The following is a 15,076-nucleotide window of genomic DNA, read 5'->3' as shown; positions in this document are numbered from 1 at the left end:
GGGAAACGGAAGTGGTTCAACACCCCATGGATATCAAATTCACTCACCGGCTGTCATACAAACAAGCCCGGCTTACTGTGCTGGTCGGGTTCATTCTCGGCACGCTGCTCAGCCTACTGCAAATCGGCATCGATTATGCCAGTGAAGACGCCGCCATCAACCGTGAAATCCTGTCTTTGCTGGAGATCAGCCATAACCCGGCATCACGCATTGCCTACAACATCGATGCCGAACTGGCCCAGGAACTCGCCTTGGGCCTGCTGCGCTCACCGGCAATCATTTCTGCGCAACTGATCGACAACAACAATACGGAGCTGGCCAGTGTCAAACGCCCGGAGCTGCAAAACGGCTATCGGGTGATCAGCGATTTCCTCTTCGGCGCCAAGCGTCAATTCGAAGATCGCCTGTATCTGGATCACCTGCCCAACGAATCGCTGGGGATCCTGAGTCTTGAAGTCGACACCTACACGTACGGCAGCCGCTTCCTGCGCCGGGCCGAGGTCACACTGCTCAATGGATTCGCGCGCAGCCTGATCCTGACCGGCATTCTGCTGGCGCTGTTTTACGTGATGCTGACCAAACCGCTGGTTCGCGTCATTCGCGAGCTCAGCGGACGTGACCCTCGCAGCGCCGAAGCGGCCACGCTGGAATGCCCGGCCGGGCATGCCAACGATGAAATCGGCGTACTGGTCAAAGTCGCCAATCAGCAATTCGAGAACATCGCCACCGAGATCCAGCAGCGGCGCAACGCCGAAAACCGTCTGACCGAATACCTCGGCCAACTGGAAGACATCGTCTCGACGCGGACCGCCGAACTCAAAGCGATCAATACCCGGCTCAGCCAGTCCAATCAGGAGCTCGAAGTCGCCCGCAGCACGGCGCTGGAGATGGCCGAAGCGCGGTCGGCGTTCCTGGCCAACATGAGCCATGAGATCCGCACGCCACTCAACGGTCTGCTGGGGATGATCGCGCTTTCACTCGACGGACCGCTGAATGCCGAGCAACAACAACAGCTATCGATCGCCCACGACTCGGGCAAAGTGCTGGTGGAGTTGCTCAACGATATTCTCGACCTGTCTAAATTCGATGCAGGACAACTGGAGCTCGAGCACATCCCGTTCGACCTCGGCTCATTGATCGAGGACACCGCCAACCTGCTGTCGCAGAACGCGGCGCCGAGCGTCGAGCTGACCTGCCTGATTGATCCGCACTTCCCCGCACTGGTGCTGGGCGATCCGACCCGGGTCCGGCAGATCGTCAGCAACCTGCTGTCCAACGCCCTGAAATTTACCCGCTTCGGGCGGGTGGATGTGCGATTGTCGACCTACAAGGATGGCGTGCGTATCGAAGTCTGCGACACCGGTATCGGTATCGCACAGGAAGCACAGGTGAAGATCTTCCAGCCGTTCACTCAGGCGGGTGCCGGCATTACCCGCCAGTACGGCGGCACCGGACTGGGATTGGCGCTGACTTACAACCTCTGCGAAGCCATGCAGGGACGCCTGAGTATCACTTCCGAGACCGGTTTCGGCAGCCAGTTCTGCGCCGAGCTACCGCTGCCCTGCCATACCCGAGCACTGGCTCCGGCGCTTCTGCATGGCAAAGTCCTCGCCATTACCGCCGCCAGCAGCGGCTTGGCAGAGTTGTTGAAAAATCTGCTGCCGGTCTGGGGCCTTGCGTACGAACAACGCACTATGGACGACTCGCTGCTGGGGCTGTCGCCCGATGTACTGATCACTGACTGCCCCGAGTGCCTGTTCGGGCTGCGTCCGACACTCACCGCTCCGATCCTGCTGGTGACCGCCTACGGCAGTTTCCTGCCCAGCGAAGAAGCGGCGGCCCTCGCCCCGCTGCAACAACAGGCCCGACCACTGGCGCGTAACGCGCTCTATCAGAATCTGCGGCGCACCTTGAACCCGGAGGTCGCCACCATCAACGATGCACAACTCGAAACTTCGCCCCCCGTCAGACGTGGGCGTGTGCTACTGGTCGAGGACAACCCGGTCAATCAACTGGTGGCCAAAGGCATGCTCGGCAAACTTGGCTGTGATGTCGTGGTGGCTGCCCATGGCGCCGAAGCGCTGGATCAGTTGGAGTATCAGGAATTCGATCTGGTGCTGATGGACTGCAACATGCCCGTGATGGACGGTTATGAAGCGAGCCGACAGATTCGCCAGAGCGGACGCTGGCCAAACCTGCCGATTGTCGCGTTGACCGCCAACGCTATGTCCGAGGAGCGTGAACGCTGTCGGGCGGCGGGCATGAGTGACTACCTGGCCAAGCCGTTTCGCCGCGAAGAGCTGGCGGCATTGCTGGACCAATGGATCACGACTACGCCAGCGCTTTGATCTGGCCCAGCAAGTGATCGAGTCCGTCGCGCAAGCCATTCAATCGGTCCAGATCCACACCGCTGTCGCACAGCAGACGGGCCTTCAGTGGCCCGACCTCCTCGCGTAGCGCCTGCCCCGCCGCCGTCAGGCTCAGATGCACCTCACGCTCATCGAGCACAGAGCGCTGGCGCTGTACCAGTTGAAATTGCTCCAGCCGCTTGAGCAATGGGGTCAAGGTGCCGGAATCCAGCGCCAGTCGCTCGCCAAGTGCCTTGACCGTTGGTTGCTCTGGCGCGCTGTCCTGCCATTCCCACAACACCAGCATCGCCAGGTATTGCGGGTAGGTCAGGCCAAGCTGATCGAGCATCGGCTTGTAGGCGCGGATCACCGCACGAGAAGCCGCATACAGCTTGAAGCACAACTGACTGTCGAGGTTCAGCGAATCGACGGACAGGCTGTTCATTTGAGCAAGGCTTCGATCTCGCGGCTCAGATCCTGCGGCTTGGTGGCCGGCGCAAAGCGCTTGACCAACTGGCCATCTTTACCAATCAGGAACTTGGTGAAGTTCCACTTGATGCCCTGAGAACCGAGTACACCCGGAGCGCGCTTCTTCAATTGCACAAACAGTGGGTGGGCGCCTGCGCCGTTGACTTCGATCTTTTTGAACAGCGGGAAGCTGACACCGAAATTCAGTTCGCAGAACTCACTGATCGCGCCCTCATTGCCAGGCTCCTGCTTGCCGAATTGATTGCATGGAAAGCCCAGAACTACCAGGCCTTGGTCCTTGTAGGCCTGCCACAGTTCCTCCAGCCCCTTGTACTGTGGGGTGAAGCCGCACTTGCTGGCAGTGTTGACCACCAACACCGCTTTACCGGCGAAATCGGCCAGGGTCTTTTGTTCGCCCTTGATGGTGGTGCAAGGGATATTCAGCAGGTTGTCGCTCATGGGGCGCGCTCTGAAATCAGGAAGAAGCCGCAAAAATAGCGAACAATTTAATTGCATACAATTTAATTATTCGAAGAGCGACCCTTGGGCCGCCCAAACACCTACTCCCGGGGCTCCAGATTCAAGCACACCGAATTGATGCAATAGCGCAAACCAGTCGGGGGCGGACCGTCCGGAAAGACGTGCCCCAAATGCGCATCACAGCACGCGCATTTCACTTCGGTACGAATCATGCCGTGGCTGATATCGCGGATTTCGGTCATGGCACCTTCGCCGATTGGCGCGTAGAAGCTCGGCCAGCCGCAACCGGAATCAAATTTGGTCGTGGAGTCGAACAATGGCTCGTTACAGCAGACGCAGTGGTAAACACCATCAGTTTTGGTGGCGTTGTACTTGCCGGAGAACGGTCGCTCGGTCGCACTGAGGCGGCAAACCTCGTACTGCTGCGGATCAAGCATGGCTTTCCATTCTTCCAGGGTTTTTTCCAACTTTTCCATCATCACACCTCAGCGGCTGAAAAAGCCCGATCTGTACCTTTTCCACGGATCGGGCGGCACGTATGATTGCGCCTCGTCACACGCCAGTCTGGCAGCCAGACCGGGCGCATTCAAACGGATTCTGGGCACCATGCCTCAAGACATTCGCCTGTACGAAGACGCAGGAATCCCAGCACGGTTGTCCATCCGCCGTCTGGATCGTTCATTTTCGGGATCACATCGCCATGCAGTTCAGCAAATCGAACAAGCTCGCCAACGTCTGCTACGACATTCGCGGCCCGGTGCTCAAGCACGCCAAACGACTGGAAGAGGAAGGCCAGCGCATCCTCAAGCTGAACATCGGCAACCCGGCGCCGTTCGGTTTCGAAGCGCCGGACGAAATCCTTCAGGATGTGATCCGCAATCTGCCAACCGCGCAAGGCTACAGCGATTCCAAAGGTCTGTTCAGTGCGCGCAAGGCCGTGATGCAGTACTACCAGCAGAAACAGGTCGAAGGTGTCGGCATTGAAGACATCTACCTGGGTAACGGCGTTTCCGAGTTGATCGTGATGTCGCTGCAGGCGCTGCTCAACAACGGCGACGAAGTGCTGGTGCCGGCGCCAGACTATCCGCTGTGGACCGCTGCCGTGAGCCTGGCCGGCGGCAACGCGGTGCACTACCTGTGCGACGAAGGTGCCGACTGGTTCCCGGACCTGGCCGACATCAAGGCCAAAATAACCCCGAACACCAAGGCCATGGTGATCATCAACCCGAACAACCCGACCGGCGCGGTGTATTCGAAGGAAGTGTTGCTGGGCATGCTGGAACTGGCCCGTCAGCACAACCTGGTGGTGTTCTCCGACGAAATCTACGACAAGATTCTGTACGACGACGCCGTGCACATCTGCACCGCGTCCCTGGCCCCGGATCTACTGTGCCTGACCTTCAACGGCCTGTCGAAGTCCTATCGCGTGGCCGGCTTCCGTTCTGGCTGGATCGCGATTTCCGGACCGAAACACAACGCCCAGAGTTACATCGAAGGCATCGACATGCTGGCCAACATGCGTCTGTGTGCGAACGTGCCGAGCCAACATGCGATCCAGACCGCATTGGGCGGCTATCAGAGCATCAATGATCTGGTACTGCCGCAAGGTCGCCTGCTGGAACAGCGCAACCGTACCTGGGAACTGCTCAACGATATCCCGGGTGTGAGCTGCGTCAAACCGATGGGTGCGCTTTACGCGTTCCCACGGATCGACCCGAAGGTCTGCCCGATCCACAACGACGAAAAATTCGTCCTTGACCTGTTGCTCTCCGAGAAGTTGCTGGTGGTGCAGGGCACGGCATTCAACTGGCCGTGGCCGGATCACTTCCGTGTCGTCACCCTGCCACGAGTCGACGAACTCGAAATGGCCATCGGCCGCATCGGCAACTTCCTCAAGTCCTACCGCCAGTAAATGGCCAGCAGTGCGCAACGGCCCGAACGTTGCGCACTGTCTGATTCAGCAACACTTCTGCGCTCCCCTCCTCCACACGCCCTCTACACTTGCGATTCGTACCCGCCATATACGCCTGACGCCATGGCGACGGGTCGCGGCTGCGTGTCGTCCGTATCAGTGTCTGTTGTGGGAAACGGGGCGTGCGCCGAAGAAATCGCTGTAGGACACAGTTTGAAATAGTCACCCGGTTGAATAGCCCGGTGCAGCACCTTATATACCCCGCACTACGCTACATCTTTAGCTTGAGGAGATTTCTACAACCATGATGCGCATCCTGCTGTTTTTGGCCACTAACCTGGCGGTCGTGCTGATAGCCAGCATCACCCTGAGCCTTTTTGGCTTCAACGGGTTCATGGCGGCCAACGGGGTTGATCTCGACCTCAGTCAGCTGCTGGTTTTCTGTGCAGTCTTTGGTTTCGCCGGCTCTCTGTTCTCGCTGTTCATCTCCAAGTGGATGGCGAAGATGAGCACCGGCACCCAGATCATCAGCCAGCCACGCACACGGCATGAGCAATGGCTGCTGCAAACCGTCGAGCAATTGTCCCGCGAAGCCGGGATCAAGATGCCCGAAGTCGGTATTTTCCCCGCTTACGAAGCAAACGCGTTCGCCACTGGCTGGAACAAGAACGACGCACTGGTCGCCGTCAGTCAGGGCCTGCTCGAGCGTTTTTCGCCCGATGAAGTGAAAGCCGTGCTGGCTCACGAAATCGGCCACGTTGCCAATGGCGACATGGTGACCCTGGCGCTGATCCAGGGCGTGGTAAACACTTTCGTGATGTTCTTCGCGCGGATCATCGGCAACTTCGTCGACAAGTTCTTTTTCAAGAACGAAGAAGGCCGGGGCATTGCCTACTACGTGGCCACCATCTTCGCCGAACTGGTACTGGGCATCCTGGCCAGTGCGATCGTCATGTGGTTCTCGCGCAAACGCGAATTCCGCGCCGACGAAGCCGGTGCACGTCTGGCCGGTACCAGCGCGATGATCGGTGCACTGCAACGCCTGCGTGCCGAACAGGGCCTGCCGGTACACATGCCGGACACCCTGAGTGCGTTTGGCATCAACGGTGGTATCAAGCAGGGCTTCGCCCGCATGTTCATGAGTCACCCGCCTCTGGAAGAGCGTATCGACGCTTTGCGTCGTCGCGGTTGATCCAGCTCACGTAAAAAAAGAAGGCCCGCAGTGATGCGGGTCTTTTTTATTGCTTCGAGTCATGGGCTGCTCTGGCTGACGTCATCGCTGGCAAGTCAGCGATAACGTCAGTACTGCCGAAAAACAACTAATGACCGGAAATACGGTAAACCCTCTCCTCCAACCGCGTCACGCCCGCCTGCAAGAACTTCCAGCTCTCCCCCAGCACATCCTGCTGTTCGAGCACTTGCACCTGCCAACCGCCGCCCAGCAACCGCTGCACCTCATCGTCCAATACCGCGAACGGCGGCCCGGACATCTGTGACTGATCGTAATCCAGCGTAATCAACAATCCTTGCAAGCCCTGCGGCAAGATCTGCTGAAGGTGCGCCGCATACTGCTCACGCATCGGTGACGGGAGCGCGATCATCGCTGCCCGGTCGTACAGCGCTGCGCAATCGGCGACATCGTCCGCTTTCAGTGCAAAGAAATCACCACACCAAAGCTCGATAGATCCAGCGCGATATACCTTGAATATGCCCCTCTCGCTGATTTGCGGGGACACCCGCTGCTCGCTGAAAAAATCCTCGACAGCTTTTTCCGACAGCTCAACCCCTAAAACCTTGTGGCCACGCCCGGCCAGCCACAGCAAATCCAGACTTTTCCCACACAGTGGCACCAGTACGCGGGCCGATACAGGGATCGACAGATCCGGCCAGTGCCGCTGCAAATGGGGGTTCACCTCAGGCTGATGAAAGCCGATCTGGTCAGATGCCCACTTCTTGTGCCAAAACTCAGGCTGCATGTGTCGCTCCTAAAAAATCGATCAAAAAGCGTTAAAACTTATATTAGATTTAGATCAATGAACTGACTGAAGATGGCCCATCTTACCGCTCAGGAACCCGTCCATGCTTCCCAGCCTGTTTATCTCCCATGGATCGCCCATGCTCGCGCTGGAGCCCGGCGCCAGCGGCCCAGCCCTCGCACGACTGGCCGCCGAATTGCCCAGGCCCGAAGCCATCATGATTGTCTCCGCACACTGGGAGAGTCACGAATTGCTGGTCAGCAGCCATCCGCAACCCGAGACATTGCATGACTTCGGCGGTTTCCCGCGCGCCCTGTTTGAAGTGCAGTACCCGGCGCTGGGCAATCCGCAACTGGCTGCCGAGGTCGCCGATCTGCTGACCATTAAAGGCCTACCCGTGCGCCTCGATCCACAGCGCCCGTTCGATCACGGCGTCTGGGTGCCGCTGTCCCTGATGTATCCCGAGGCAAATATTCCAGTGGTGCAAGTTTCGTTACCGAGTCGCGGCGGTCCGGCACTGCAAACACGCGTCGGCCGTGCGCTGGCAAGCCTGCGCGAACAAGGGATTCTGCTGATCGGCTCTGGCAGCATCACTCACAACCTGCGTGAGCTGGACTGGCATGCCGGTGCGGAAAGTGTCGAGCCATGGGCCAAGGCCTTCCGTGACTGGATGATCGACAGACTTGCAGCCAACGATGAGGCTGCGCTGCACGACTACCGTCAGCAGGCGCCCAACGCGGTGCGAAGCCATCCGAGTGATGAGCATTTGCTGCCGCTGTATTTTGCGCGAGGTGCCGGAGGCGAGTTCAGTGTGGCGCACAAGGGGTTCACGATGGGGGCGTTGGGGATGGATATATATCGTTTCGGCTGACGCTTTCGCGAGAACGCTCGCTCCCACATGGATTGATGTGAATCCAGAAAACAGGCAAAAAAAATCCCCGAACCAGTCGGGGATTTTTTATGTTCGATCAATCAGCCAGGAGCGGATCAATCTTCGCGATAGCGACGCAGTTTCAGCTGCTTACCGGCAACGCGAGTGTCCTTCAGTTTGGTCAGGAGTTTGTCCAGACCATCTTCCGGCAGCTCGACGAGGCTGAAGCTGTCACGCACCTGGATGCGACCGATCGCTTCACGGGCCAGACCACCTTCATTGAGGATAGCGCCCAGCAGGTTCTTCGCAGCGATACCGTCACGCGCACCCAGCGCGGTACGGCAACGAGCACGGCCTTCGCCCAAAGGCATTGGCGCGCGACGCTCGCGGTCACCACGATCTGGACGATCACCGGTGCGCTCAGGACGGTCGCCACGCGGTGCATTGTTCGGCACCAGTGGACGCTCCTTCTCGATTGCAGCCAGGTTCAGCGCTTGGCCATTGGTGGCCTTGCGCAGCAGAGCAGCAGCCAGAGCACGCGGCGTGCAGCCGATATCGGCAGTCAGACGATCCAGCAGTTCACCGTGAGTCGACTCGGCATCAGCCACCAGCGGCGAGAGGCTGTTGGTCAGCTTCTTGATGCGCGCATCGAGAACAGCCTGAGCGTCCGGCAGACGTACTTCAGCCACTTTCTGACCGGTTACACGCTCGATCACTTGCAGCATGCGACGCTCACGCGGAGTCACCAGCAGCAGTGCGCGACCTTCGCGACCGGCACGACCCGTACGGCCGATACGGTGAACGTAGGACTCTGGATCGTACGGCATGTCCACGTTGAAAACGTGAGTGATGCGCGGAACGTCCAGACCACGAGCAGCAACGTCGGTCGCAACAACGATGTCCAGACGGCCATCCTTGAGCGAGTCGATAACGCGCTCACGCTGGTTCTGGGCGATGTCACCGTTCAGCGCAGCGGCTTTGTAGCCTTTGGCGTCGAGGGCACTGGCCAGATCCAGGGTCGCTTGCTTGGTGCGCACGAACATGATCAGAGCGTCGAAATCTTCCACTTCCAGCAAGCTGAGAACGGCCGAAGTCTTCTGGTCAGCGTGAACCAACAGGTGAGCCTGTTCGATCGCGGTAACGGTTTGGGTCTTGGTCTGGATCTTGACGTGTTGCGGATCGCGCAGGTGGCGTTCGGCAATGGCGCGGATCGACTGCGGCAGGGTAGCCGAGAACAAAACGGTCTGACGGGTCGCTGGCAGAGCCTTGAAGATGACTTCCAGGTCATCCATGAAGCCCAGTTTCAACATTTCGTCAGCTTCGTCGAGAACCAGGTGGTTCACGGTCGACAGCACTTTCTCGTCGCGACGCAGGTGGTCGCACAGACGGCCCGGAGTGGCGACAACGATCTGTGCGCCGTTACGGATTGCTTTCAGTTGCGGGCCCATCGGCGCGCCGCCGTAAACGGCGACAACGGTGACGCCTGGCATTTGCTTGGCGTAGGTTTCAAAAGCGGTTGCTACTTGCAGCGCCAACTCTCGGGTTGGCGCCAGGATCAGGGCTTGCGGTTCGCGCTTGGCAGGATCGATGCGGTGCAGAATAGGCAGTGCGAACGCGGCGGTTTTACCGGTACCGGTTTGCGCCTGGCCAATCATGTCCTGGCCGGCCATGATGATCGGGATCGATTGCTGCTGAATCGCCGAAGGCTCTTCGTAGCCGGTCGCTGCGACGGCTGCAAGAATATTCGGATTAAGATTAAAAGCGGCGAATCCGCCGGTTTCCTGGGTCATGGGTCTGCCTCTAAGTGCATCCGCAAAGACCCATGCTCCAAAGCTGCGCATGCCGTGTTGAGACTCAAGAGTCGCCCTGGCAGCTTTGTCGGCGGGGATTTGCGAAAACGAATGAATGAGAAAAAGAATCGTCCGGGAAGAGCCCGCAATGCGGACGTGCAGCCGAAGCTGACTTCGGGAAATTGCGCTACCTAAACGCGGCCCGGTTAAAGGCCGGCGCGCACTATACCGGATTTTGCCCAAAAAGGGAGCTTTTTTTATCGCCTGAATCCGTGCGTCACCGCTGTGTAATGGGGTTTTGCGGATAATCGCGCCAAGGTCTATTTTTCAAAGGCCCGGCCCTACGGGTGATGACGCTAAAACGATTCACCGATGTGCGGCATACCGTCGCTGCCCCGCCCTTCCTGCCTGAGGATTTAGCCATGAACCAGCCCTGCCCCGGCCGCGTCAGCCGAGAACGTCGTGGTCATGTCCACCTGATCGGCCTCGACCGAGCGGCCAAGCGCAATGCGTTCGACCTCGACCTGCTCAATGAGCTGAGCCTGGCCTACGGCGAGTTCGAGGCGGATAGCGAGGCGCGGGTAGCGGTGGTGTTCGGGCATGGCGAACACTTTACCGCCGGTCTGGATCTGGTCAATGCCAGCGCCGCCCTTGCGCAAGGCTGGCAGGTTCCGACCGGCGGTTGCGATCCCTGGGGCGTTTTCGTCGGGCCACGGGTGAGCAAACCGGTGATTGTTGCAGCGCAGGGCTACTGCCTGACCATTGGTATCGAGTTGATGCTGGCAGCGGATATCAACCTGTGTGCGAGCAATACCCGCTTCGCGCAAATGGAAGTTCAGCGTGGGATCTTTCCTTTTGGTGGCGCGACTTTACGTTTTCATCAGGTGGCCGGCTGGGGCAATGCGATGCGCTGGTTGCTGACCGGGGATGAGTTTGATGCCCACGACGCATTAAGGCTGGGGTTGGTGCAGGAAGTGATGGCCAGCGAAGATCTGCTGCCACGGGCGATTGAACTGGCTGAGCGGATTGCCCGACAGGCGCCGTTGGGGGTACAGGCGACGTTGCAATCGGCGCGACAGGCGCGCTATGAAGGTGAGACGGCGGCGGCGCAGGGGTTGCCGACGCTGGTGAAAAAGTTGCTGAGTAGTGAGGATGCCAAGGAAGGTATCAAGTCGCTGGTTGAACGGCGCCCGGGCATCTTCAAAGGGATCTGAGAAATGTGGTGCTCTTCAGGCCCTCTTCGCGAGCCAGCCCGCTCACACATTTGGAATGCATTTCAAGTGTGGGAGCGGGCTGGCTCGCGAAGGGGTCAGCACTGAAGACTCAAGTCGCCGGACGAATGGCTTTGATCAACGACTGCAACGAATACCCCAACTGCGGCGCCAGTGCTTCGGCCCGGGCCGTCAGCGCCTGCATGTCCAGTGCCTGATCGAGATCCGCCGGGACAATCAGAATTACATTGCCCTCCTTCACCGGCAACTCCCAGTAATGCCGGTGATAGAGCCCGCGCAACAACGCCGCACCCAGCGGCTTGCCGTCATCGGTGGCCCACTGATTGATCACCAGCCAGCCGCCCGGATTCAGACGCTTCTGACAGTCACCCAGGAAACGCCAGGCAAGGTGCCCGACGCCCGGCCCGACATCGGTATAGAGGTCGACAAAAATCAGATCCGCCGGCTCGGCGGTTGGCAGCAACTCGAGCGCATCGCCAACGCGAATGTACAGACGCGGATCATCATCCAGCCCAAGGTATTCAACGGCCAGACGCGGCACATCGGGACGCAGCTCAATCGCTTCGACATCCTCCAGAGGCAGGAACCTGAGGCAGGCCTGAGTCAGCGTACCGGCGCCCAGTCCGAGGAACAGCGCACTCTCCGGGCGCTCATGGCACAACGCGCCAATCAGCATCGCCCGGGTGTAGTCGTATTCCAGCCAGCTCGGATCAGCGGTGAACACACAGCTCTGCTCGATTGCATCGCCGAATTCGAGAAAGCGGTAATCCGCCACTTCCAGCACGCGAATCACGCCGAACTCATCCTGTACTTCGGCGAGCAGATGCTCGACGCGCTCCTCAGTCATTTCGTCTCCTGATGGTCACCGAGCGCGGTGACGCGATGGCACCGCTTTGGCGCCGTGGCAAAGAGGCGATTGTCGGCGAAGGGGCAGGAACAGGTCACGCACTAATTTGCTGATACCATGGCCTTCCGTGCGTAGAACCTTAGAGACCGTGATGAACCAACCCTGGAGCCCTGAAAGCTGGCGTGCCCTGCCGATCCAGCAACAACCCCAATACCCCGACGCCGCGCACTTGCGCCAGGTCGAGCAGACGCTGGCCAGCTATCCGCCACTGGTGTTTGCCGGCGAAGCACGCGAACTGCGTCGTCAGTTTGCCGAAGTGACTCAGGGGCGGGCGTTCCTGCTGCAGGGCGGTGACTGCGCCGAAAGCTTTGCCGAATTTTCCGCGGCGAAAATTCGCGACACGTTTAAAGTGTTGCTGCAAATGGCCATCGTCATGACCTTCGCCGCGGGCTGCCCGGTGGTCAAGGTCGGGCGCATGGCCGGCCAGTTTGCCAAGCCGCGCTCAGCCAACGACGAAACCATCAGCGGCGTGACCCTGCCGGCCTACCGTGGCGACATCGTCAACGGCATCGGTTTTGACGAAAAAAGCCGTGTGCCGGACCCGGAACGCCTGCTGCAGTCTTATCACCAGTCCACCGCGACCCTGAACCTGTTGCGCGCCTTCGCCCAGGGCGGTTTTGCCGACCTGCATCAAGTGCACAAATGGAATCTCGATTTCATCGCCAACTCGGCGCTGGCCGAGAAGTACAGCCACCTCGCTGGCCGCATCGATGAAACCCTGGCCTTCATGCGCGCTTGCGGCATGGACAGCTCGCCGCAATTGCGCGAAACCAGTTTCTTCACCGCCCATGAAGCATTGCTGCTGAACTACGAAGAAGCCTTCGTGCGTCGTGACAGCCTGACCAACGATTACTACGATTGCTCGGCGCACATGCTGTGGATCGGCGACCGCACCCGTCAGCTCGACGGCGCTCACGTCGAATTCCTGCGCGGCGTGAACAACCCGATCGGGGTGAAAGTCGGCCCGAGCATGGACCCCGACGATTTGATCCGCCTGATCGACGTGCTCAACCCGGACAACGATCCGGGTCGCCTGAACCTGATCGCGCGAATGGGCGCGAACAAGGTTGGCGATCACCTGCCAGCACTGATCCGTGCGGTTCAGCGCGAAGGCAAGCAGGTGCTATGGAGTTGCGACCCGATGCACGGCAACACGATCAAGGCCAGCAGCGGCTACAAGACCCGTGATTTTGCGCAGATCCTCGGCGAGGTGAAACAGTTCTTCCAGGTACACGGAGCCGAAGGCACTTATGCCGGCGGGATTCATATCGAGATGACCGGGCAGAATGTCACCGAGTGCATTGGCGGGGCGCGGCCGATCACTGAAGATGGCTTGTCGGATCGTTATCACACGCACTGTGACCCGCGGATGAATGCCGATCAGTCGCTGGAACTGGCGTTTTTGATTGCTGAGACGCTGAAGCAGGTTCGCCGTTGAATCAGTCAGGCATCTAGCGTCTGACAGGTCGCATTCGCGAGCAAGCCCGCTCCCACACTGGTTTAGTGAACAACACCAATCCAGTGTGGGCTTGCTCGCGAAAAGGCCCAATCAATCAACATCAATTTGCGCCAATGCCACCCGCAACCGCCCTGCACTCTCGCGCTGACAATTAAGCTGCACCCTCTCCAACCCCAGCCAATGCGCCATCCGCCGTAAGTTCACCGCCAGCGCCAGCATCCCCTCGTCATCCAGCCCCGCCGCCTCCTCGTGTACCGCCTGCACCGCCAATCGCCCCGATGCCCGCTCGGAACGCAGATCGACCCGCGCAGCAATCCGTTCGTTGTGTAGAAACGGCAACACGTAGTACCCGTAAACCCGTTTGTCCTGAGGCGTGTAGATCTCCAGTCGATAGCGGAAATCGAACAGACGCTCGGTGCGACTACGCTCCCAGATCAACGAATCGAACGGTGATAACAGCGCGCTGGCCGCTACCTTGCGCGGGACTTTCGGCTCCGGCAGGCAATAGGCGATTGGCCGCCAACCGGCCACTTCACAGGTGAGCAACTGTCCGGCCTCAACCAGTTCGGCAAGACGCGGACGGGCATCCGCCGGATTCAAACGAAAGTAGTCACGCAGATCTTTTTCCGTGCCGACGCCCAGTGCTTCAGCGGCATGCAGCAATAATCCGCGCTGCGCCTGGGCCTCATCAGGCAGGGTCTGCTGCAGGATCGACGCCGGCATTACCCGCTCGGGCAAATCATACAAACGCTCAAATCCGCGCCGCCCCGCCACTGTCACTTCGCCAGCGGCGAACAACCATTCCAGCGCATGCTTCTCCGCACTCCAGTCCCACCAAGGCCCAGCCTTGTCTTCGCGGGTCGACAGACTGCCGGCCCCCAAAGCACCCTGTGCTTCAACAGACGCCAACACCCGACGAATCGTGCCCTGCTGCTCGCGACCGAACTTCGCCAACTGCTGATAGATGCCTTCGCCACGTTTGGCGCGCTGCATCCGCCACGCCAATAACGGATACATCGACAGCGGCAGCAACGATGCCTCATGCCCCCAATATTCGAACAACGTGCGACGCCGTCCCGAAGTCCAGGCCGCTTGGTCGAGCAAGTCAGAAGAATAGGAACCGAGACGGGAGAACAGCGGCAGATAGTGCGAGCGCACCACGGCATTGACAGAGTCGATCTGCAAAAGGCCCAGCCGTTCGATCAGCCGGTTAAGGTGCGATGCCTTGACGGTCGGCGGCTGGCGCCCGTTGAACCCTTGGGCAGCCAGCGCCAGACGTCGAGCCTGTTTAAGGGAAAAGGACAGTGTCGCGGGCATGAGCATCTCCTTGTCTGCTCGCAACCTACCTCACCTGAAAGTGGTTTGTGTAGTAATGCCCTGATCATTTGTGCATCGGATCGTCCCAGAATGGCCGCACCGACTCATGTTCGACGTCGGCGCGACTGACGCCGATGTCTTTCAGCGCTTCGTCACTCAGACTGGCGAGCAACTCGCGTTCGCGGTGAAGCTCGTACCAGCGACTAAACTTGTGCAGCAGATCCGAGATGAGATGAACAGGAACTCTTTCATCGCTTACATAGACTTTTTGACCTTTCATCGTATTGCCCTCCGTTGTGGATGGCCCCAGTCTCGC

The 15,076-nt window shown here is 59.3% G+C and carries 14 protein-coding genes; 6 read left to right on the top strand and 8 right to left on the bottom strand.

Translation table 11 applies throughout. From position 1 onward, the window contains the following. The first annotated feature begins 26 nt into the window (after positions 1-26). The gene (locus AACY02_RS06245) at positions 27-2,348 is read left to right on the top strand and encodes a hybrid sensor histidine kinase/response regulator (protein WP_339431205.1); all 2,322 of its coding nucleotides are present in this window, start codon (positions 27-29) and stop codon (positions 2,346-2,348) included. On the opposite strand, the gene AACY02_RS06240 is transcribed toward AACY02_RS06245, so the two are convergent. From AACY02_RS06240 to msrB, 3 genes are all read right to left on the bottom strand, one after another. Beyond that, the gene (locus AACY02_RS06240; RefSeq protein WP_339431204.1) at positions 2,332-2,793 is read right to left on the bottom strand and encodes a MarR family winged helix-turn-helix transcriptional regulator; all 462 of its coding nucleotides are present in this window, start codon (positions 2,791-2,793) and stop codon (positions 2,332-2,334) included. The two genes, AACY02_RS06245 and AACY02_RS06240, sit on opposite strands and share 17 nt — an antisense overlap. Further along, complete coding sequence (locus AACY02_RS06235) at positions 2,790-3,275, bottom strand: glutathione peroxidase (RefSeq protein WP_339431203.1); 486 nt, start codon at positions 3,273-3,275, stop codon at positions 2,790-2,792. Before AACY02_RS06235 ends, AACY02_RS06240 begins: the two co-directional genes overlap by 4 nt. 101 nt (positions 3,276-3,376) lie before the next feature. Beyond that, positions 3,377-3,772, bottom strand: a complete 396-nt coding sequence (msrB, locus tag AACY02_RS06230) for a peptide-methionine (R)-S-oxide reductase MsrB (RefSeq protein ID WP_339431202.1) — start codon at positions 3,770-3,772, stop codon at positions 3,377-3,379. 224 nt (positions 3,773-3,996) lie between these two features. Between msrB and AACY02_RS06225 the strand changes: the two genes are divergently transcribed. Then, positions 3,997-5,208, top strand: a complete 1,212-nt coding sequence (locus tag AACY02_RS06225) for a pyridoxal phosphate-dependent aminotransferase (protein ID WP_042560257.1) — start codon at positions 3,997-3,999, stop codon at positions 5,206-5,208. A 304-nt stretch (positions 5,209-5,512) separates the two neighbouring features. Then, positions 5,513-6,400 carry a protease HtpX gene (htpX, locus tag AACY02_RS06220; RefSeq protein ID WP_339431201.1) on the top strand — a complete coding sequence of 296 codons (888 nt, stop codon included), beginning with the start codon at positions 5,513-5,515 and terminating at the stop codon, positions 6,398-6,400. 127 nt (positions 6,401-6,527) lie between these two features. On the opposite strand, the gene AACY02_RS06215 is transcribed toward htpX, so the two are convergent. Continuing rightward, positions 6,528-7,184 carry a thiopurine S-methyltransferase gene (locus tag AACY02_RS06215; protein WP_339431200.1) on the bottom strand — a complete coding sequence of 219 codons (657 nt, stop codon included), beginning with the start codon at positions 7,182-7,184 and terminating at the stop codon, positions 6,528-6,530. A gap of 103 nt (positions 7,185-7,287) precedes the next feature. Here AACY02_RS06215 and AACY02_RS06210 point away from each other — a divergent pair, with 103 nt between their 5' ends. Further along, positions 7,288-8,055, top strand: coding sequence for a DODA-type extradiol aromatic ring-opening family dioxygenase (locus tag AACY02_RS06210; RefSeq protein WP_339431199.1), 768 nt, complete (start codon positions 7,288-7,290; stop codon positions 8,053-8,055). A 116-nt stretch (positions 8,056-8,171) separates the two neighbouring features. Here the strand turns inward: AACY02_RS06210 and AACY02_RS06205 are convergent, their stop codons facing one another. Beyond that, on the bottom strand, positions 8,172-9,845 hold the full coding sequence (locus tag AACY02_RS06205) for a DEAD/DEAH box helicase (RefSeq protein ID WP_008088238.1): 1,674 nt from the start codon (positions 9,843-9,845) through the stop codon (positions 8,172-8,174). A 422-nt stretch (positions 9,846-10,267) separates the two neighbouring features. Here AACY02_RS06205 and AACY02_RS06200 point away from each other — a divergent pair, with 422 nt between their 5' ends. Continuing rightward, on the top strand, positions 10,268-11,059 hold the full coding sequence (locus tag AACY02_RS06200; protein WP_339431198.1) for a crotonase/enoyl-CoA hydratase family protein: 792 nt from the start codon (positions 10,268-10,270) through the stop codon (positions 11,057-11,059). A 109-nt stretch (positions 11,060-11,168) separates the two neighbouring features. On the opposite strand, the gene AACY02_RS06195 is transcribed toward AACY02_RS06200, so the two are convergent. Next, positions 11,169-11,924 carry a spermidine synthase gene (locus AACY02_RS06195; RefSeq protein WP_339431197.1) on the bottom strand — a complete coding sequence of 252 codons (756 nt, stop codon included), beginning with the start codon at positions 11,922-11,924 and terminating at the stop codon, positions 11,169-11,171. Between the two features lie 151 nt (positions 11,925-12,075). Between AACY02_RS06195 and AACY02_RS06190 the strand changes: the two genes are divergently transcribed. After that, positions 12,076-13,422: a class II 3-deoxy-7-phosphoheptulonate synthase gene (locus AACY02_RS06190; protein WP_339431196.1), complete on the top strand. Its 1,347-nt coding sequence runs from the start codon at positions 12,076-12,078 to the stop codon at positions 13,420-13,422. A 111-nt stretch (positions 13,423-13,533) separates the two neighbouring features. On the opposite strand, the gene AACY02_RS06185 is transcribed toward AACY02_RS06190, so the two are convergent. Further along, the gene (locus tag AACY02_RS06185; protein ID WP_339431195.1) at positions 13,534-14,760 is read right to left on the bottom strand and encodes a winged helix-turn-helix domain-containing protein; all 1,227 of its coding nucleotides are present in this window, start codon (positions 14,758-14,760) and stop codon (positions 13,534-13,536) included. Between the two features lie 64 nt (positions 14,761-14,824). Further along, the gene (locus AACY02_RS06180) at positions 14,825-15,040 is read right to left on the bottom strand and encodes a DUF1127 domain-containing protein (protein WP_339431194.1); all 216 of its coding nucleotides are present in this window, start codon (positions 15,038-15,040) and stop codon (positions 14,825-14,827) included. Positions 15,041-15,076 lie beyond the last annotated feature (36 nt).

Origin of the sequence: Pseudomonas sp. EA_65y_Pfl2_P78, from assembly GCF_963970495.1 — a bacterium.
Taxonomy (GTDB): Bacteria; Pseudomonadota; Gammaproteobacteria; order Pseudomonadales; family Pseudomonadaceae; genus Aquipseudomonas; species Aquipseudomonas baetica_A.
This window is presented reverse-complemented; position numbering and strand designations above follow the sequence as displayed.